15 protein-coding genes and 1 pseudogene are annotated in these 18311 nt (G+C 72.6%); 9 read left to right on the forward strand and 7 right to left on the reverse strand.

Annotation, left to right across the window (positions count from 1 at the left end; translation table 11 throughout):
- Window positions 1–4 precede the first annotated feature (4 nt).
- From BMW99_RS09865 to BMW99_RS09880, 4 genes are read right to left on the reverse strand one after another with little or no spacing between them, the layout of a single operon-like run.
- Window positions 5–349 (reverse strand): non-heme iron oxygenase ferredoxin subunit, encoded by a 345-nt coding sequence (locus BMW99_RS09865; RefSeq protein WP_069461904.1) that lies wholly within the window; start codon window positions 347–349, stop codon window positions 5–7.
- Window positions 346–1539, reverse strand: coding sequence for a Fe-S cluster assembly protein SufD (sufD, locus tag BMW99_RS09870; protein WP_069461905.1), 1194 nt, complete (start codon window positions 1537–1539; stop codon window positions 346–348). Before sufD ends, BMW99_RS09865 begins: the two co-directional genes overlap by 4 nt.
- A 58-nt stretch (window positions 1540–1597) precedes the next feature.
- On the reverse strand, window positions 1598–3019 hold the full coding sequence (gene sufB / locus BMW99_RS09875; protein WP_069461906.1) for a Fe-S cluster assembly protein SufB: 1422 nt from the start codon (window positions 3017–3019) through the stop codon (window positions 1598–1600).
- On the reverse strand, window positions 3016–3900 hold the full coding sequence (locus tag BMW99_RS09880) for a helix-turn-helix transcriptional regulator (RefSeq protein WP_075016641.1): 885 nt from the start codon (window positions 3898–3900) through the stop codon (window positions 3016–3018). The genes sufB and BMW99_RS09880 overlap by 4 nt, the downstream gene beginning before the upstream one ends.
- A 134-nt stretch (window positions 3901–4034) precedes the next feature.
- On the opposite strand from BMW99_RS09880, the gene BMW99_RS09885 reads away from it, so the two are divergent.
- The 4 genes and pseudogenes from BMW99_RS09885 to BMW99_RS42010 form a co-directional block, all read left to right on the forward strand.
- On the forward strand, window positions 4035–4961 hold the full coding sequence (locus tag BMW99_RS09885; RefSeq protein ID WP_069461907.1) for an ABC transporter ATP-binding protein: 927 nt from the start codon (window positions 4035–4037) through the stop codon (window positions 4959–4961).
- Complete coding sequence (locus tag BMW99_RS09890; protein ID WP_075016642.1) at window positions 4958–5752, forward strand: ABC transporter permease; 795 nt, start codon at window positions 4958–4960, stop codon at window positions 5750–5752. Before BMW99_RS09885 ends, BMW99_RS09890 begins: the two co-directional genes overlap by 4 nt.
- A 175-nt stretch (window positions 5753–5927) precedes the next feature.
- Entirely contained in the window at window positions 5928–7568 is a 1641-nt protein-coding gene (locus BMW99_RS09895) for an MFS transporter (protein ID WP_075016643.1), read from the forward strand.
- 34 nt (window positions 7569–7602) lie between these two features.
- Window positions 7603–8583: pseudogene (locus BMW99_RS42010) on the forward strand (COX15/CtaA family protein); the annotation flags it as partial.
- Here the strand turns inward: BMW99_RS42010 and BMW99_RS09905 are convergent.
- From BMW99_RS09905 to BMW99_RS09915, 3 genes are all read right to left on the reverse strand, one after another.
- The gene (locus BMW99_RS09905; protein WP_075016645.1) at window positions 8572–9819 is read right to left on the reverse strand and encodes a hypothetical protein; all 1248 of its coding nucleotides are present in this window, start codon (window positions 9817–9819) and stop codon (window positions 8572–8574) included. The pseudogene BMW99_RS42010 and the gene BMW99_RS09905 overlap by 12 nt on opposite strands.
- Before the next feature lie 57 nt (window positions 9820–9876).
- Window positions 9877–10215 carry a hypothetical protein gene (locus tag BMW99_RS09910; protein WP_069465564.1) on the reverse strand — a complete coding sequence of 113 codons (339 nt, stop codon included), beginning with the start codon at window positions 10213–10215 and terminating at the stop codon, window positions 9877–9879.
- Window positions 10216–10350: 135 nt separating this feature from the next.
- The gene (locus BMW99_RS09915) at window positions 10351–11295 is read right to left on the reverse strand and encodes a heme o synthase (RefSeq protein WP_069465567.1); all 945 of its coding nucleotides are present in this window, start codon (window positions 11293–11295) and stop codon (window positions 10351–10353) included.
- 319 nt (window positions 11296–11614) lie between these two features.
- On the opposite strand from BMW99_RS09915, the gene tkt reads away from it, so the two are divergent.
- The 5 genes from tkt to pgl are packed head-to-tail and all read left to right on the forward strand — an operon-like array spanning window position 11615 to window position 18279.
- Window positions 11615–13717 carry a transketolase gene (tkt, locus tag BMW99_RS09920; RefSeq protein WP_069465563.1) on the forward strand — a complete coding sequence of 701 codons (2103 nt, stop codon included), beginning with the start codon at window positions 11615–11617 and terminating at the stop codon, window positions 13715–13717.
- Window positions 13718–13750: 33 nt separating this feature from the next.
- Window positions 13751–14869 (forward strand): transaldolase, encoded by a 1119-nt coding sequence (tal, locus tag BMW99_RS09925; protein ID WP_069465562.1) that lies wholly within the window; start codon window positions 13751–13753, stop codon window positions 14867–14869.
- The gene (gene zwf / locus BMW99_RS09930; protein ID WP_245791334.1) at window positions 14778–16412 is read left to right on the forward strand and encodes a glucose-6-phosphate dehydrogenase; all 1635 of its coding nucleotides are present in this window, start codon (window positions 14778–14780) and stop codon (window positions 16410–16412) included. The genes tal and zwf overlap by 92 nt, the downstream gene beginning before the upstream one ends.
- Window positions 16409–17470, forward strand: coding sequence for a glucose-6-phosphate dehydrogenase assembly protein OpcA (opcA, locus tag BMW99_RS09935; protein ID WP_069465560.1), 1062 nt, complete (start codon window positions 16409–16411; stop codon window positions 17468–17470). Before zwf ends, opcA begins: the two co-directional genes overlap by 4 nt.
- A 26-nt stretch (window positions 17471–17496) precedes the next feature.
- A complete protein-coding gene (gene pgl, locus BMW99_RS09940) occupies window positions 17497–18279 on the forward strand; it encodes a 6-phosphogluconolactonase (protein ID WP_075016646.1) in 783 nt (260 codons plus the stop codon).
- Window positions 18280–18311 lie beyond the last annotated feature (32 nt).

Genomic DNA, 18311 nt, shown 5'->3' on the forward strand with positions numbered 1-18311 from the left:
TGACTCAGGACTCCTGGGTGACGGAGACGAGCACGTCGTCCCCAATGATCTTGACGGGGTAAACGGGGACCGGCCGCGTGGCGGGCAGCCCGGACGGCTTGCCGGTGCGCAGGTCGAAGCTGGAGCCGTGCAGCCAGCACTCGATCTGGCAGTCCTCCACCTCGCCCTCGGACAGCGACACGTTGGCGTGCGAGCAGATGTCGTTGATCGCGAACACCTCGCCCTCGGTGCGGACGACGGAGACGGGCACGCCGTCGACCTCCACCCGGTGCGGTGTGTCGTCCTCGAGCTGGCTGAGCGCGCAGACCCGGGCGAAGCCGACCGGTGCGCCCTGCTCCGTGCTGGTCATCCGACCGACGCCTCCAGTTCGGCGTCGATGCTCGCCATCAGGCGCTCCTCCAGGTCGGCCAGGCCGATCTGCTGGACGAGCTCGCCGAAGAAGCCGCGGACCACCAGGCGGCGGGCCTCTTCGGCACCGATGCCGCGGGACATCAGGTAGAACAGCTGCTCGTCGTCGAAGCGGCCGGTCGCGGAGGCGTGGCCGGCGCCGACGATCTCGCCGGTCTCGATCTCCAGGTTCGGCACCGAGTCGACCCGCGCCCCGTCGGTGAGCACGAGGTTGCGGTTCAGCTCGTAGGTGTCGGTGCCCTCGGCGGCGGCCCGGATGAGCACGTCGCCGATCCACACCGCGTGCGCGTCCTGGCCCTGCAGCGCGCCCTTGTAGGCGACGTTGGACCGGCAGTGCGGGGTGTCGTGGTCGATGAAGAGCCGGTGCTCCTGGTGCTGGCCCTGGTCGGTGAAGTACAGGCCGAACAGCTCGGCCTCACCGCCGGGCGCGCCGTAGATCACCCGCGGGTGCAGCCGGACCACGTCGCCGCCGAAGGTGACGACCACGGACTTGAACGTGGCGTCGCGGCCGATCAGCGCGGTGTGCTGGGCGACGTGCACCGCGGTGTCGTCCCAGTCCTGCACGGAGACCACGGTGAGCTTGGCGCCGTCGCCGACGAGGAACTCCACGTTGGCCGCGAGCGTGGCGTCGCCGGTGTGGTCGATGACGACCACGGCCTCGGCGAACGCGCCCAGCTCCACGACCTGGTGGCCGAAGACGACGCCGCCCTCGCCGTGCACGGCGATCCGCACCGGCTCGGTGAGCACCGCGTCCTTGGGAACGGTGATCACCGACGCCTTCTCGAAGGCGCTGAACGCCTGGGCGACGACCCGGTCGACGGGCTTGCCGGCCTTGCCGATGCGCGGGTCGGTGCGGTCCACGGTCTCGACGGTGACGCCGTCGGGCGCGGTGACCTCGACGCGCAGGCCGCCGGTGGCCTCGGCGGTGCCGTCGTGCAGGCCGCGCAGCCGCTCCAGCGGCGTGAACCGCCACTCCTCCTCGCGGCCGTGCGGCACGGGGAAGTCGGCGACGTCGTAGGACGGGGCCGCGCTGACCCGGGCATCGGTGGGCTGGGCCGGCGTCTCGGCCGGCCGCCCCACCGTGATGGCACCGTCGGTGGTGCTGCCCGCCGCAGGGGTGTTCTCAGCCATGGCGTGTCGTACTGCTCTCTTTCCGGGTGTACGTCGAAGGTGAGGGGGCGGGTGCCGGCTAGCCGACCGCGCCTTCCATCTGCAGCTCGATCAGGCGGTTGAGCTCCAGGGCGTACTCCATCGGGAGCTCCTTGGCGATCGGCTCGACGAAGCCGCGCACGATCATCGCCATGGCCTCGAACTCGGTCATGCCGCGGCTCATCAGGTAGAAGAGCTGGTCGTCGGAGACCTTGGAGACGGTCGCCTCGTGGCCCATGGACACGTCGTCCTCGCGGACGTCCACGTAGGGGTAGGTGTCCGAGCGCGAGATGGTGTCCACCAGCAGCGCGTCGCACAGCACGTTGGACTTCGATCCGGCCGCGCCCTCGCCGATCTCGATCAGGCCGCGGTAGGAGGTCCGGCCGCCGCCGCGCGCCACCGACTTGGAGACGATGTTCGACGACGTGTTGGGCGCCATGTGCACCATCTTGGCGCCGGCGTCCTGGTGCTGGCCCTCGCCGGCGAACGCGATGGACAGCGTCTCGCCCTTGGCGTGCTCGCCCATCAGGTACACGGCCGGGTACTTCATGGTGACCTTGGAACCGATGTTGCCGTCGACCCACTCCATGGTCGCGCCCTCGTACGCCACGGCGCGCTTGGTGACCAGGTTGTAGACGTTGTTCGACCAGTTCTGGATCGTCGTGTAGCGGCAGCGGCCGCCCTTCTTCACGATGATCTCCACGACCGCGGAGTGCAGCGAGTCCGACTTGTAGATCGGCGCGGTGCAGCCCTCGACGTAGTGGACGTAGGCGTCCTCGTCGACGATGATCAGCGTCCGCTCGAACTGGCCCATGTTCTCGGTGTTGATCCGGAAGTAGGCCTGCAGCGGGATCTCGACGTGCACACCCTTCGGCACGTAGATGAAGGAGCCGCCGGACCACACCGCCGTGTTCAGCGACGCGAACTTGTTGTCGCCGGCCGGGATGACGGTGCCGAAGTACTCCTGGAACAGCTCGGGGTGCTCCTTGAGCGCGGTGTCGGTGTCCAGGAAGATGACGCCCTGCTCCTCCAGGTCCTCGCGGATCTGGTGGTAGACGACCTCGGACTCGTACTGCGCGGCGACACCGGCGACCAGGCGCTGCTTCTCCGCCTCGGGGATGCCGAGCTTGTCGTAGGTGTTCCTGATGTCCTCCGGCAGGTCCTCCCAGGACTCGGCCTGCTTCTCGGTGGACCGGACGAAGTACTTGATGTTGTCGAAGTCGATGCCGGTGAGGTCGGACCCCCAGGTCGGCATCGGCTTCTTGCCGAACAGCCGCAGGCCCTTGAGCCGCAGCTTCAGCATCCAGTCCGGTTCCGACTTCTTCGCGGAGATGTCGCGGACGACGTCCTCGGAGAGACCGCGCTTGGCGGCGGACCCGGCGACGTCGGAGTCGGCCCAGCCGTACTCGTAGGTGCCGATGCCCTCGAGCTCCGGGTGAGTGGTCTCCGTGGGAGCAGTCATGCGGGGTTCCTCCCGGACGTGCTGGCGGTTTCAGGTTCTGGTGCTGGTGCTGCTGCTGGTTCAGGGTCGGCCGCGGGGGCGGCCGCGCCGGGCCGTGGGACCCGGCCGGTGCCCGGTCCGGAACCGGTCCCGGATTCGGTGCCGGCCGTGGGGCCGGCTCTGGTCGCGGTCTCGGGGCCGGTCCTGGGGATGAACGTGGTGCACACCCCGTCGCCGTGGGCGATGGTGGCCAGCCGCTGGACGTGCGTCCCGAGCAGGCGGGAGAAGACCTCGGCCTCCGCCTCGCACAGCTGCGGGAACTGCTCGGCGGTGTGCGCCACCGGGCAGTGGTGCTGGCAGAGCTGCTCCCCGGCCGGGCCGGGGGTACTCGCGCTGCGCGCGGTAGCAGCGTACCCGTCCCCGGACAGGGCGCGGGCCAGCGCCTTGGCACGGTCCTCGGGGGCGGCGGAGTCCACGATCGCGCGGTACCGCTCGGCCTGCGCGGCGACGCGGGCGCGGGCGAACGCGGTGACCGCGGCCTCCCCGTCCTCGCCGCCGCCCGCCGACTCGGCGATCCAGCGGAGCGCGTCCGCCGCGAGCTGGTCGTAGGACTGGTCGAAGGAGTCGCGGCCGCAGTCGGTCAGCGCGAACACCTTGGCCGGGCGGCCGCGGCCGCGGTGGCCGTACACGCGCTGCTCGCGGGCCTCCACCACGTTCTCCGCGGCGAGGGCGTCCAGGTGACGGCGTACCGCCGCCTGGGTGAGGCCGAGGCGCTCGGCGAGGTCGGCGGCCGTGGAGGGCCCGTGGTCCAGGATGGACCGGGCGACCCGGTTGCGGGTGCGCCGCTCCCCGGTCGTCTGCTCCTCCGCCGCCCCCTGAGCGGCACCACCGACGTTTTTCACAAGCCCATTGTTGCGTAATTCGCCAGACGCGGGCAAGCGGCTCCACTCGCCGACACGGTGTGCTGCATCACTTAGGGTCACCTAATTCCGCCCTGCCGCCCAGCGGGCCGCGACGGCTCCCTAGACTCGTCCGCATGCGATACGAGCCCGCGGTCCAGGTGACCGGACTGGTCAAGCGGTACGGCGCCAGGACCGCGGTCGACGGCCTGGACCTCGCGGTGCCGCGCGGCTCGGTCACCGCGGTGCTCGGCCCGAACGGCGCGGGCAAGACCACCACGGTCGAAATCTGCGAGGGCTACCGGCGCGCCGACGGCGGCACCGTCCGCGTGCTGGGCCTCGATCCGGTGGCCCAGGGCGGCGAGCTGCGGCCCAGGATCGGCGTGATGCTGCAGTCCGGCGGCGTCTACCCGGGCGCGCACGCCGCCGAGATGCTGCGGCACACCGCCACGATGTACGCCGACCCGGTGGATCCGGGCCTGCTCATCGAACGGCTCGGCCTGCAGGCGTGCGGCCGCACCCCCTACCGCCGGCTGTCCGGCGGCCAGCAGCAGCGCCTCGCGCTGGCCATGGCCGTGGTCGGCCGCCCGGAACTGGTCTTCCTCGACGAACCCACCGCCGGCCTCGACCCGCAGGCCCGGCACGCCACCTGGGACCTGGTGCGCGAGCTGCGCGGCGACGGCGTCACCGTCGTGCTGACCACCCACTTCATGGACGAGGCCGAGCAGCTCGCCGACGACGTGGTGATCATCGACGGCGGGCGGGCGATAGCCGCCGGCACGCCGGAGGAGCTGTGCCGCGGCGGTGCCGAGAACACGCTGCGCTTCTCCGGCCGCCCCGGCCTGGACGTCGGGTCCCTGCTCAACGCGCTGCCCCAGGACTCGCTGGCCGCCGAGCTGACCCCCGGCAACTACCGCGTCGAGGGCAGGATCGACCCGCAGCTGCTGGCCACCGTCACCTCCTGGTGCGCCCAGCACGGCGTCATGCCGGACCACCTCGCGGTGGAGCGCCGGACCCTGGAGGACGTCTTCCTCGAACTGACCGGCAAGGAGCTGCGGGCATGAGCACTGCGACCACGGACCGGGCCTTCGCCCGGGGCGCGTTCACCCCGCGGCCGGGCGCGGCGCCGCTGCCGCGGATGATCCGGGCGCAGGCGCTGCTGGAGACCCGGATGCTGCTGCGCAACGGCGAGCAGCTGCTGCTGACCGTGGTGATCCCGGCGCTGCTGCTGGTGCTGTTCAGCGCGGTCGACATCGTGGACACCGGCAAGGGCAGGTCGGTGGACTTCCTCGCCCCCGGCATCCTGGCGCTCGCCGTGCTGTCCACCGCGTTCACCGGCCAGGCCATCGCGACGGGCTTCGAGCGGCGCTACGGCGTACTGAAGCGGCTGGGCGCGTCGCCGCTGCCGCGCTGGGCGCTGATGGCCGCGAAGACCTGCTCGGTGCTGGTCACCGAGGCGCTTCAGGTGGTGCTGCTCACCTTGATCGCGCTGGCGCTGGGCTGGTCGCCGCACGGCGACCCGCTGGCGGTGGTGCTGCTGCTCCTGCTGGGCACCGCCGCGTTCTCCGGCCTGGGGCTGCTGATGGCGGGCACGCTCAAGGCCGAGGCGACGCTGGCCGCCGCCAACCTCGTCTTCCTGCTGCTCCTGGTGGGCGGCGGCGTGATCGTGCCGATGGACAAGTTCTCCGGGCCCGTCCGCGCGGTGCTCGACCTGCTGCCGATCTCCGCGCTCTCCGGCGGCCTGCGGGACGTGCTCCAGCACGGCGCGGGCATGCCGTGGGGCGACCTCGGCATCCTCGCGGTGTGGGCGGTCCTCGGGCTGGCCGCGGCAGGGCGCTTCTTCCGCTGGGAGTAGCCGCCGCCCCACCGTCGAGCCTCGGCCCGCGCCGCTGACCCGGGCGCCGGCGGTCCGGTGCGATACGGCGAGGGCATCAGATGCGGCGAGGGACCGGCCGGGATACGGTCCCGGCATCCGCGGGGGGCGCGGGCCAGGGCACACCGCCGGCCGTCGGGCCGGGAAGGGGGCGGGCATGACCGTGCGGCAGGAGGCCGGGGCGGAACGGCCGGAGGCCTCGGGACCGTCTTCGTTGGCACCGCTGCGGCTGCGGACGTTCCGCGGGCTGTGGCTGGCCCAGCTCGGTTCCAACGTCGGCACCTGGATGCAGACGGTGGGCGCGCAGTGGATGCTGGTGCACCAGCCGAACGCGCCGACGCTGACGTCCCTGGTGCAGGCGGCGTCCCTGCTGCCGGTGCTGTTCCTGTCGCTGCCGGCCGGTGTCCTCGCCGACGTGCTCGACCGGCGGCGGCTGCTGATCGCCCTGTCGGTGGCGATGACGGCCGTCAGCGCGGCTCTGGCGATCCTCACCGCGGCCGGCCTGACCACGCCCGCGGTCCTCATCGCCCTGGTCTTCCTGATGGGCTGCGGCAGCGCACTGACCGGCCCCGGCTGGCAGGCGATCCAGCCCGAGCTGGTGCCGCGCGAGCAGATCCCCGCCGCCGCGTCGCTGGGCAGCCTCAACGTCAACCTCGCGCGCGCCGTCGGGCCCGCGCTGGCCGGCGTGCTGGTCGCGGTGACCGGGCCGGGAGTGGTGTTCGGCATCAACGCGGTGTCGTTCCTCGGCGTCGTCGCCGCCCTGTTCGCCTGGCGCCGCGCCGCGCCCCCCGCTGGGAGCTCCCCGGAGCGGATGCGCGCCGCGCTGTCGGCCGGCACCCGCTACGTGCGCAACGCCCCCGGAGTGCGCCGGGTGATGCTGCGCGCCGCGCTGTTCGTGCTGCCGGCCTCGGCCCTGTGGAGCCTGCTGCCGGTGGTGTCCTCGCGGCGGCTCGGGCTCGGCGCGGGCGGCTACGGCCTGCTGCTGGGAGCGCTGGGCGTCGGCGCGATCGCCGGGGCCGTCACGATCAAGCGGGTGCGGAACACGGTGGGGCGCAACCTGCTGCTCGCGCTGAGCAGCGTCGCGTTCGCGGCCGGCAGCGCGGTCGCGGCGGTGGTGACCGTGCCCGTGGTGGTGGCGCTCGTCCTGGTGGTGACCGGCGTGGGCTGGCTGTACGCGCTGTCCACCCTCAACACCACCCTCCAACTCGCCCTGCCCGCCTGGGTGCGGGCCCGCGGGCTCGCGGTCTATCTCATGGTCTTCCTCGGCGGCCAGGGCATCGGATCCCTGGTGTGGGGCCTGCTGGCCCAGGCCGCCGGCACCCGCCCGGTGCTGCTGGCCGCCGCGGGCCTGCTGCCGCTCACCGCGCTCTCCCTCACACGCTGGCCGATGTACACGCGCACCGGCACCTTCGACCGCGAGATCGTGGCGCCCTGGCCGGAGCCGATGATCGCCCTCGGCACCGACATCGACTCCGCCGGCGGGCCGGTCATGGTCCAGATCGCCTACACCGTCCCGGCCGGCCGCACCGGCGCGTTCCGCGACGCGATGACGGCCCTGTCCGTCTCCCGGCGGCGCACCGGCGCGTCCCACTGGTCGCTCTACCAGGACGCCGGGGAACCCACCCACTGGGTCGAGGTGTTCGACGTCCCGAGCTGGGAGGAGCACCTGCGCCAGCACCAGTCGCGGCTCACCGCCTACGACGCCTCCCTCGCCGACCGGGCCCGCGCGCTGTCCACCACCGAACCCGTCGTCCACCACCTCGTCACGCCTTCCGGGGGACGCGGGACACCCTCGTGAAAGCGTGCACAAGGCGGGCGCCTACGATGTCCCCGTGCCGAAGCTGCCCGAAATCGCGCGAAACCCGCTCGCCTTCATCGCCGCCAGGTGGACCCCGAACCCCGTGACGGTCCGCCGTGCGGCGCTGGCCGCCCTGGCGATGTCCGTGGTCATCGTGATCACCGGCGGCGCGGTCCGCCTGACCGCGTCAGGTCTGGGCTGCCCGACCTGGCCGACGTGCAGTGGCGACAGCCTGCTCGGCACCCGCGAGATGGGCATCCACCACGCGATCGAGATCAGCAACCGCATGCTCACGTACGTGCTGTGCGCGGCCGTCGGCTGGGCGATCATCGCGATCCGCGCCATGGAGCCGCGCCGCACCGGCCTGTACCGGCTGGCCTGGGCGCAGTTCTGGGTGGTCGTGGGCAACGCGGTGTGGGGCGGCCTGACCGTGCTCACCAAGCTCAACCCGTACGTGGTCTCGCTGCACTTCCTGCTCTCCGCCGCGCTCATCACGGTCGCGGTGCTCACCTGGCAGCGGGTGGGCGAGGGCGACGCGTCGCCGCGGCCGCTGGTCGGCAAGGCGGTGCGGCAGCTGGGCCAGGTCATGGGCGCGGCGACGGTGGTGCTGATCGTCGTCGGCACCCTCGTCACCGGCGCCGGGCCGCACCCGGGCGACTCCAGCGCCGCGCACAAGGTGCAGCGCATCCACGTCGACTGGCGGACGATCGCCCAGCTGCACGCGGACTTCGCCTGGGTGGTGGTGGGCCTGTCCGTCGCCCTGTGGTTCGTGCTGCGCGCGGTCGACGCACCCGCCGGGCCGCAGCGCCGGTCCACCGAACTGTTCCTGGTGCTGATGGGCCAGGGCGTCATCGGCTACGTCCAGTACTTCACGCACCTGCCGGCCGCGCTGGTCGACCTGCACATGTTCGGCGCCTGCCTGGTGTGGATCGCGACCCTGCGCGTGCTGCTGTCGTTCCGCGAGCGGCCGTCGGCCGAGCCGGGCCGGGTGCCCGCCGCCGCTTCAGCGGAGGGTGTCGGCGTGCGGGAGGCGGGGGTGCGGGACGCGGCCGGCGGCGCTGGCCGGCAGCCGGTAGACGCGGCGCGCGTTCCCCTCGCCGACCAGGGCGGCGACCCGCTCTCCGTCCGCCGCTGACCACTCCCCCGCCGCCACCCGCCCGTCGATCAGGTGGGCGAGCCCGGCCCGGAACGCCCGCGCGCCGGTGACGTACAGCTCGGGCAGTCCCGCCGCGCCGCTCGCGTACAGCACCTTGCCGAACGGGGTGCGGGCGAGCACCGCCGACGGGTCGCCGCCCAGCGCCACGTAGACGTGCGGCAGCACGGCGGCCAGTTCCGCGGCGGCCGCCTGGTGGCGCGTCCCGGGGGTGAGCACGACGTCGGTGCCGAGCCCGGCCGTCGCGTGCAGGAACTCCGCCGCGGCCCGCGGGCCGGGACCGTCCGGGCCGTACCTCAGCGACAGCGGCAGCCCGGTGGCGACCGCGTGCCACACCAGGTGCCGGCGCAGCACCTCGTCGGTGAGCCGGCCGCCGACGGTGCGTTCGGCGAGCCAGCGGGCGGCGGCCGTGCGGACGTCGTGCGGGCCCGGTGGGCGGGGACCCCCGGCGGGGCCCGGCTCGTCGGCGTGCCCGTCGCCGTGCTCGTCCCACGGCCGCGCGTGCCGTCCGCGGCCCGCGGAGCCGCCGGCCGGCTCGGGCCAGGGCGGGGGGACGCGCGGCGGCCCGGTCCTGGCGTGGCGGCCGCCGGGCTCGTGGCTCGCCGCGGTGCCGGTGCCGTAGGAGAAGCCCGCGGCCTCCTGCGCGGCGGCGTGCACCGCCTCGGCGAGGTTGGCCAGGAAGCCGTCGACCGTGCCGGAGGTGTCGGCCACCTGCTGGGCCAGCGGTTCCAGGCGCACGATCTCGAACGCGACGCCGCCGCCGGCCACCGCGAGGTCCTTGGGCGCGCCCAGGTCGCCGGGCTCGCCGGTGTCCACGAGGTAGGCGGTGACGCCGGTGCTGCGCAGCAGGCGCCGGGCGGACTCGTACGCGCCCAGCTCGCGGCGGCGCGCCAGGTAGCGGGCCGGCGGGCAGTGCGGCTCAAGACCCAGCAGCGGCGGGCACCAGCGGCGCACGGCGAAGCCGGTGGGGCTGTCGAAGAGAGTGGTGTGGGGGGCCGCCGTCCCCGGCAGCCGGGCCTCGAACGAACCGAGGCCCAGTTCTCCCTGGAGCACCCCGTGGCACTGCGCGTCCACGAGGTGTCCCTGCGCCCCGTCCATCGGCTCCCCTCCTCCTGCGTCACGACCCTGCCACGGTCATAACGGCCGGAGGTGCCGTCAGGTGTTGGCGGGACCGCCCATCTGGAACCCGGCCATCCGGGTCCACTCGTACGGGCCGGTGCGGATGCGGTGGGCGATCTCGCCGCCGAACTCGTCGTGGAGGGTGACGCCGGCGCGCGCGACGGCCTCGGCGGCGACGGCCGGGCTCGGTGCGACCAGGTCGCCCCACTCCCCGTTCTCGCCGACCAGCACGATGCGGGAGCCGCGGGCGCCGATGTACTCGACGACGGCGTCGGCGGAGCCGCCGTGGGTGGCGGCGAAGGTCCTGATCTGCCGCGCCAGCCGGTTCGCCCGTCGTTCCGCCCGGGCCTTCTCCTGCGGAGTGCTCTCAGCCATGACTCCACCCTACCCGCGAGTAACCCCCACTCCAAGGCCCTCCCGGGCACGCCCCGGCACCGGGCGGCCACTGGCGGGGCCGGTGGCGGGGTGCGGGCGCGCGCGGGGACGGTGAGGCGGACCCGCGAAGGCGGGTCAGTGGAGGAAGGGGTCCACCGCGACGGCGACGAAAAGAAGCGTCGCGTAGGTGATCGACCAGTGGAACAGCCGCATCTCCTTGAGCTTCGCGCCCGTCACCCCGGCCTTGGCGCGGGCGTGCAGCCCGTGCGCCTCCTTGAGCCAGAACCCGCCGAGCGCCGTGGCCACCACCGGGTAGAACCACGACGTCTGCCCCAGCGGCCACCACAGCGTGAGCGACGTCAGCACCATCACCCAGCTGTAGAGCACGATCTGCCGCGCCACGACCTGGTTGCCGGCCACCACCGGCAGCATCGGCACGCCGACCCGCTCGTAGTCGTCCTTGACCTTCATGGACAGCGGCCAGTAGTGCGGCGGGGTCCAGAAGAACAGCACCAGGAAGAGCACGAACGGCGCCCACGCCAGCTCGTCGCGCACCGCGGACCAGCCGATGAACACCTGCAGGCAGCCGGCCACCCCGCCCCACACGATGTTCTGGGAGGTGCGGCGCTTGAGCCACAGCGTGTAGACGAAGACGTAGTAGAGGATCGCGGTGAGGGACAGCGCCGCGGACAGCGGGTTGACCAGCAGTGCGAACCAGGCGGTGGAGACCACCGAGAGCGTGATCCCGAAGACCAGGCCCTCCCTGGGCGACACCAGGCCGGTGACCAGCGGCCGCTGCTCGGTCCGGTGCATCAGCGCGTCGATGTCCCGGTCGATGTACATGTTGAGTGCGTTCGCGCCGCCCGCCGACAGGTAGCCGCCGACCACGGTGGCCACGACCCGCCACAGCGACGGCACCCCCCCGGCCGCCAGGAACATCACCGGGACGGTGGTGATCAGCAGAAGCTCGATGATGCGCGGCTTGGTGAGAGCCACGAACCCCATGACACGGGCCCGAAGCGGCCGGTGCGCTGAGCCCGTCCCGATGACCCCTGCGGGTCGGGTTTCGACGGCCGTCACGAACACCCCAAGAGAGACGAGTCAGCAAGCACGGGCCACCGGCGGGTTTCAGCGGGGCCCAGGGACGCTTGCGCGTACCACGCCACTCTAGAGGTAGGGAATACCCGGCTTTCGCCCGGGGGTGGAACGTGTCCGCCGTGGCGCGGTCGCCCGGGCCGGGGACCGGGGTTCACCCCGTGTTCACGGGTTCAGCGAGCGAAGCGGCCGGTACGGGGGCAGGATCGAAAAGGTGAGCGCCCTGCGGCGGTAGGCTCGACGCGTCGGGTAGGCACCATGTCACCGGCGCTTTCGACATTGTGGAGAGGAGCCCTGACCCAGGGTGAGCAAGCAGCCGACCACCACAGACCTTGAGTGGAGCGAACTGGACGAGCGCGCGGTGGACACCGCCCGAGTCCTCGCCATGGATTCCGTGCAGAAGGTCGGCAACGGCCATCCAGGCACGGCGATGACGCTGGCCCCCGCGGCCTACCTCCTTTTCCAGAAGGTCATGCGCCACGACCCCGCGGACCCGAACTGGACCGGCAGGGACCGCTTCGTGCTCTCCGCGGGCCACTCCAGCCTGACCCTCTACACGCAGCTCTACTACGCGGGCTACGGCCTGGAGCTGAGCGACCTGGAGTCGTTCAGGACGTGGGGCTCGAAGACCCCGGGCCACCCCGAGTACGGCCACACCACCGGCGTCGAGACCACCACCGGGCCGCTCGGCCAGGGCGTGGCCAACGCCGTCGGCATGGCCATGGCCGCCCGCTACGAGCGCGGCCTGTTCGACCCGGACGCGGCGCCCGGCACCTCCCCGTTCGACCACATGGTCTGGGCGATCGCCGGTGACGGCTGCCTGCAGGAGGGCATCTCCTCCGAGGCGTCCTCGCTGGCCGGCCACCAGAAGCTCGGCAACCTCGTCCTGATGTGGGACGACAACCACATCTCCATCGAGGGCGACACCGAGACCGCGGTCTCGGAGGACACCTGCAAGCGGTACGAGGCGTACGGCTGGCACGTGCAGCGCGTCGGCATGCTGGAGAACGGCGCGCTGGACGTCCCCGCGCTGTACGAGGCGCTGAAGGCCGCCAAGGCCGAGACCGAGCGGCCGTCGTTCATCGCGGTCCGCTCGATCATCGGCTGGCCGGCGCCGCACGCGCAGAACACCGAGGCCGCGCACGGCTCGGCGCTGGGCGAGGACGAGGTGCGCGCCACCAAGGAGGTGCTCGGCTTCGACCCCGACCAGCACTTCGCGGTGGCCGACGACGTGATCGCCCACACCCGCGCGGTCGGCGACCGCGGCCGGGACGCGAAGGCGGAGTGGGAGAAGTCGTTCGCCGCGTGGCGCACCGCCAGCCCCGAGCGCGCCGAGCTGTTCGACCGCGTCGCCGCGGGCGAGCTGCCGCAGGGCTGGGAGGACCACCTGCCGACCTTCGAGACCGGCAAGTCCCTTGCCACGCGCGCCGCTTCGGGCAAGGTCCTGGAGGCGCTCGGCCCGGTGATCCCCGAACTGTGGGGCGGTTCCGCCGACCTGGCCGGCTCGAACAACACCACGTTCGACAAGACGTCGTCGTTCCTGCCGTCCGGCAACCCGCTGCCGGGTGCCGACCCGTACGGCCGCACGATCCACTTCGGCATCCGCGAGCACGCGATGGCCGCGGAGCTCAACGGCATCACGCTGCACGGCAACACCCGTGCGTACGGCGGCACGTTCCTCGTGTTCTCCGACTACATGCGCAACGCGGTGCGGCTGTCCGCGCTGATGCACCTGCCGGTGACGTACGTGTGGACGCACGACTCGATCGGCCTCGGCGAGGACGGCCCGACGCACCAGCCGGTGGAGCACGTGGCGGCGCTGCGCGCGATCCCGGGCCTGAACGTGGTGCGCCCGGCGGACGCCAACGAGACGGTCGTCGCCTGGCGCGAGATCCAGCGCCGGTGGACCAAGGTCTACGGCAAGGGCGCCCCGCACGGTCTGGTGCTGACCCGCCAGGGTGTGCCGACGTACGAGCGCAACGACGAGGCCGCGCGCGGCGGTTACACGCTCTTCGACGCCCAGGGCGCCGACGGCGCGCCGGCCGAGCCGAAGGTCGTGCTCATCGGCACCGGCTCCGAGGTGCAGCTGGCGGTCGCCGCCCGCGAGGACCTGCAGGCCGCCGGCATCCCGACCCGTGTGGTGTCGATGCCGTGCGTGGAGTGGTTCGAGGAGCAGAGCCAGGAGTACAAGGACAGCGTGCTGCCGCCGTCGGTGAAGGCGCGCGTCGCGGTCGAGGCCGGCGTCGGCCTGACCTGGTACCGGTTCGTCGGAGACGCGGGCCGGATCATCAGCCTGGAGCACTTCGGCGCCAGCGCCGACGGCAAGGTGCTCTTCCGCGAGTTCGGATTCACGGCGGACGCGGTGGCCGCCGCGGCACGGGAATCTCTCGCCGCCGCAGATCGCTGATCCGGGTAACGACTAGTAGGAGATGCAATTCCGATGACAGACGCACTCAAGCGCCTCTCCGACGCGGGCGTGGCGATCTGGCTGGACGACCTGTCCCGCAAGCGCATCACGTCCGGCAACCTGGCCGAACTCATCGACCAGCAGCACGTGGTGGGCGTGACCACCAACCCGTCGATCTTCCAGAAGGCGATCTCCCAGGGCGACGGCTACGACAGCCAGCTCGAGGACCTGGCCGCGCGCCGGCTGACCGTCGAGGAGGCGCTGCGGATGATCACCACCGCGGACGTCCGCGACGCCGCCGACATCATGCGCCCGGTGTACGACGCGAGCGAGCACCAGGACGGCCGGGTCTCCATCGAGGTGGACCCGCGGCTCGCGCACGACACCAAGGCCACCATCGCCGAGGCCAAGCAGCTGGCGTGGCTGGTGGACCGGCCGAACACGCTGATCAAGATCCCGGCCACGAAGGCGGGCCTGCCGGCCATCGCGGACGTCACGGGCCGCGGCATCAGCGTCAACATCACGCTGATCTTCTCGCTGGACCGCTACCGCGAGGTGATGGACGCGTACCTGACGGGTCTGGAGAAGGCGAAGGCCGCGGGCCTGGACCTGGCCGAGATCCACTCGGTGGCGTCGTTCTTCGTGTCCCGGGTGGACACCGAGATCGACAAGCGCCTGGAGAAGATCGGCTCCGACGAGGCCAAGGCGCTCAAGGGCAAGGCCGCCGTCGCCAACGCGCGGCTGGCGTACCAGGCGTACGAGGAGGTCTTCTCCTCCGACCGCTGGCTGGCCCTGGAGAAGGCCGGCGCGAACAAGCAGCGCCCGCTGTGGGCCTCGACGGGCGTGAAGGACCCGGCCTACCCGGCCGACCTCTACGTCTACGAGCTGGTCGCGCCGAACACCGTCAACACCATGCCCGAGGCGACCATGGACGCCGTCGCGGAGCAGGACCGGATCGACGGCGACCAGGTGCACGGCACCTACGAGCAGGCCCGCGCCGAGCTCGACGCCATCGAGGCGCTCGGCGTCTCGTACGACGACGTGGTCCAGGTGCTCGAGGATGAGGGCGTCGAGAAGTTCGAGGCGGCCTGGAACGAGCTGCTGGACTCGACGAAGGCGGAACTCGAGCGGCTCGCTCCTTCGGAGGCGTGACGTGGCCACCGAATCTCCGGCTTACGCCGGCAATCCCCTGCGGGACCCGCTCGACCGGCGGCTGCCGCGCATCGCGGGTCCCTCGGGGCTGGTCATCTTCGGCGTGACGGGTGACCTGTCCCGCAAGAAGCTGATGCCCGCGGTGTACGACCTGGCCAACCGCGGTCTGCTGCCGCCGGGCTTCGCCCTGGTGGGCTTCGCCCGCCGCGACTGGGCGGACGAGGACTTCGCGCAGGTCGTGCACGACGCGGTCAAGGAGCACGCGCGCACGCCCTTCCGCGAGGAGGTCTGGCAGCAGCTCGCCGAGGGCATGCGGTTCGTGCCCGGCGAGTTCGACGACGACTCGGCGTTCGAGACGCTCAAGTCGACGATCGAGGACCTGGACAAGGCGCGCGGCACGGGCGGGAACTTCGCGTTCTACCTGTCCGTCCCGCCGAAGTTCTTCGCGAACGTCGTGCAGCAGCTGAAGAAGCACGGCCTGTCGCAGGGCACCGGCAGCTCCTGGCGGCGCGCGGTGATCGAGAAGCCGTTCGGCCACGATCTGCAGAGCGCGCAGGAGCTCAACAAGACCGTGCACGACGTCTTCCCGCCCAACGAGGTCTTCAGGATCGACCACTACCTGGGCAAGGAGACCGTCCAGAACATCCTGGCGCTGCGGTTCGCCAACACGATGTACGAGCCGATCTGGAACCGGTCCTACGTGGACCACGTGCAGATCACCATGGCCGAGGACATCGGCATCGGCGGCCGCGCCGGGTACTACGACGGGATCGGCGCGGCACGCGACGTCATCCAGAACCACCTGCTGCAGCTGCTGGCGCTGACCGCGATGGAGGAGCCCGGCTCCTTCCACCCCAAGGCGCTGACGGCGGAGAAGCTGAAGGTGCTGGGCGCGGTCGTGCTGCCCGAGGACCTCGGCAAGTACACGGTGCGCGGCCAGTACGCGCACGCGTGGCAGGGCGGGGAGGAGGTGCTCGGGTACCTGGAGGAGGACGGCATCGACCCCAAGTCCAAGACCGACACCTACGCCGCGATCAAGGTGGAGATCAACAACCGCCGCTGGGCGGGCGTGCCGTTCTACCTGCGCACCGGCAAGCGGCTGGGCCGGCGCGTGACCGAGATCGCGGTGGTCTTCAAGCGGGCCCCGTACCTGCCGTTCGAGTCCGGCGCCACCGAGGAGCTGGGGCAGAACGCCCTGGTCATCCGGGTGCAGCCGGACGAGGGCGTCACGGTCAGGTTCGGCTCGAAGGTTCCGGGCACCTCCACCGAGGTGCGGGACGTGTCGATGGACTTCGCCTACGGCGAGTCGTTCACCGAGTCCAGCCCGGAGGCGTACGAGCGGCTCATCCTGGATGTGCTGCTCGGCGACGCGAACCTCTTCCCGCGCCACCAGGAGGTCGAGCTGTCCTGGACGATCCTCGACCCGATCGAGCAGCACTGGGACAAGCACGGCAAGCCCGCGCAGTACGCGTCGGGCACCTGGGGCCCGGCCGAGGCGGACGAGATGCTCGCACGAGACGGCAGGAGCTGGCGCCGGCCATGAAGATCGATCTGACGGACACCACGTCGGCCCGCATCAACGCGGGGCTGATCCAGGCCCGGAGGGCCATCGGCACACCGGCCGTCGGCATGGTGCTGACCCTGGTCATCGTCACCGACGAGGGCAGCGCGTACGACGCGCTGAAGGCCGCCACCGAGGCGTCCAAGGAGCACCCGTCGCGGATCCTGGTCGTCGTCAAGCGGCCCGGCCGCTCGCCGCGGGACCGGGCGCTGACCCGGCTCGACGCGGAGGTGATGGTCGGCTCGGAGGCGGGCACCGGCGAGACGGTGGTGCTGCGCCTGCACGGCGAGCTGTCCCACCACGCCGAGTCCGTGGTGCTGCCGCTGCTGCTGCCGGACGCCCCCGTGGTCGTCTGGTGGCCGGAGTCCGGTCCGGACAACCTGGCGGACGACCCGCTGGGCAGGCTCGGGCAGCGCCGGATCTCCGACGCGGCCTCCGCCGAGGACCCGGTCGGCGCGCTCGGCCTGCGGGCCGCGACGTACGCGCCGGGCGACACGGACCTGGCCTGGACCCGGATCACCCCCTGGCGCTCGATGCTGGCGGCGGCCCTGGACCAGAAGCACGCCAAGATCTCCGCGGCCATAGTGGAGGGCGAGGCGTACAACCCGAGCACCGAGCTGCTGGCCCTGTGGCTGGCGGACCGGCTCGGGGTGCCGGTGGAGCGCAAGGTCTCCGGCGGTCCGGGGATCACCGGCGTCCACCTGAACAGCGAGGACGGCGACATCTGCCTGGACCGCCCGGACGGCGCCCTGGCGGAGCTGGCCATGCCGGGCCAGCCGGACCGGCACGTCGCGCTGAAGCGGCGGGAGACGTCCGAGCTGATCGCCGAGGAGCTGCGGCGGCTGGACCCGGACGACATCTACCGGGCGACCGTGCAGTTCGGGGTGAAGCACCTGGTGCCGGCGAGTTCCGGCAGCGCCCACACGGACGGGGAGCCGACTCCCGCGGCGCAGAAGGCGTCCCCGGAGCCGGCCAAGGCCCCGGCGAAGAAGGCGGCCCCCAGGGCGGGTTCGGGTTCGGGCAAGCCGTCCTCGAAGTGAGGGCGGAGGAGCGGAGTGAGGTCGACGTGAGCACACCCCAGGTCGTGGTCCACCGGGACAAGGAGCTGATGGCGCAGGCCGCGGCGGCCCGGCTGATCACGAAGGTGGTGGACGCGCAGGCCGCGCGCGGGTCCGCCTCGGTGGTGCTCACCGGCGGCCGCAACGGCAACGCGCTGCTGGCGGCGCTGGCCCGGTCCCCGGCGCGTGACGCCGTGGACTGGGCCCGCCTGGACCTGTGGTGGGGCGACGAGCGGTTCCTCCCCGAGGGGGACCCGGAGCGCAACGTCACGCAGGCCCGGGAGGCGCTGCTGGACTCGGTGCCGGTCACGCCCGAGCGGGTGCACGCCATGCCCGCCTCGGGCGGCCGGTACGGCTCGGACGCGGACGCGGCCGCCGAGGCGTACGCCGCGGAGCTGGCGGCCGCGGCGGGCGCCGAGGACCACGTGCGGGTGCCGTCGTTCGACGTGCTGATGCTCGGGGTGGGGCCGGACACGCATGTGGCCTCGCTCTTCCCGGAGCATCCCGGGGTGCGGGAGCGGTCCCGCACGGTGGTGGGCGTGCACGGCTCGCCCAAGCCGCCGCCGACCCGCGTCTCGCTGACCCTCCCGGCGATCCGGGCGGCACGCGAGGTGTGGCTGCTGGCGGCGGGTGAGGACAAGGCGGGCGCGGTCGCGGTCGCGCTGTCCGCGCCGGGGGAGCTCCAGGCTCCGGCGTCGGGCGCGTACGGGCGCTCGCGCACCCTGTGGCTCCTGGACCGGGCGGCCGCGGCCAAGCTCCCGCCGCAGCTCTACCCGCCGGCCTCCTCGTAGGAGGACGGCGCCGCGGCACTCCCGCGGCCGGC

The organism is Actinacidiphila rubida, assembly GCF_900110255.1.
GTDB lineage: Bacteria > Actinomycetota > Actinomycetes > Streptomycetales > Streptomycetaceae > Actinacidiphila > Actinacidiphila rubida.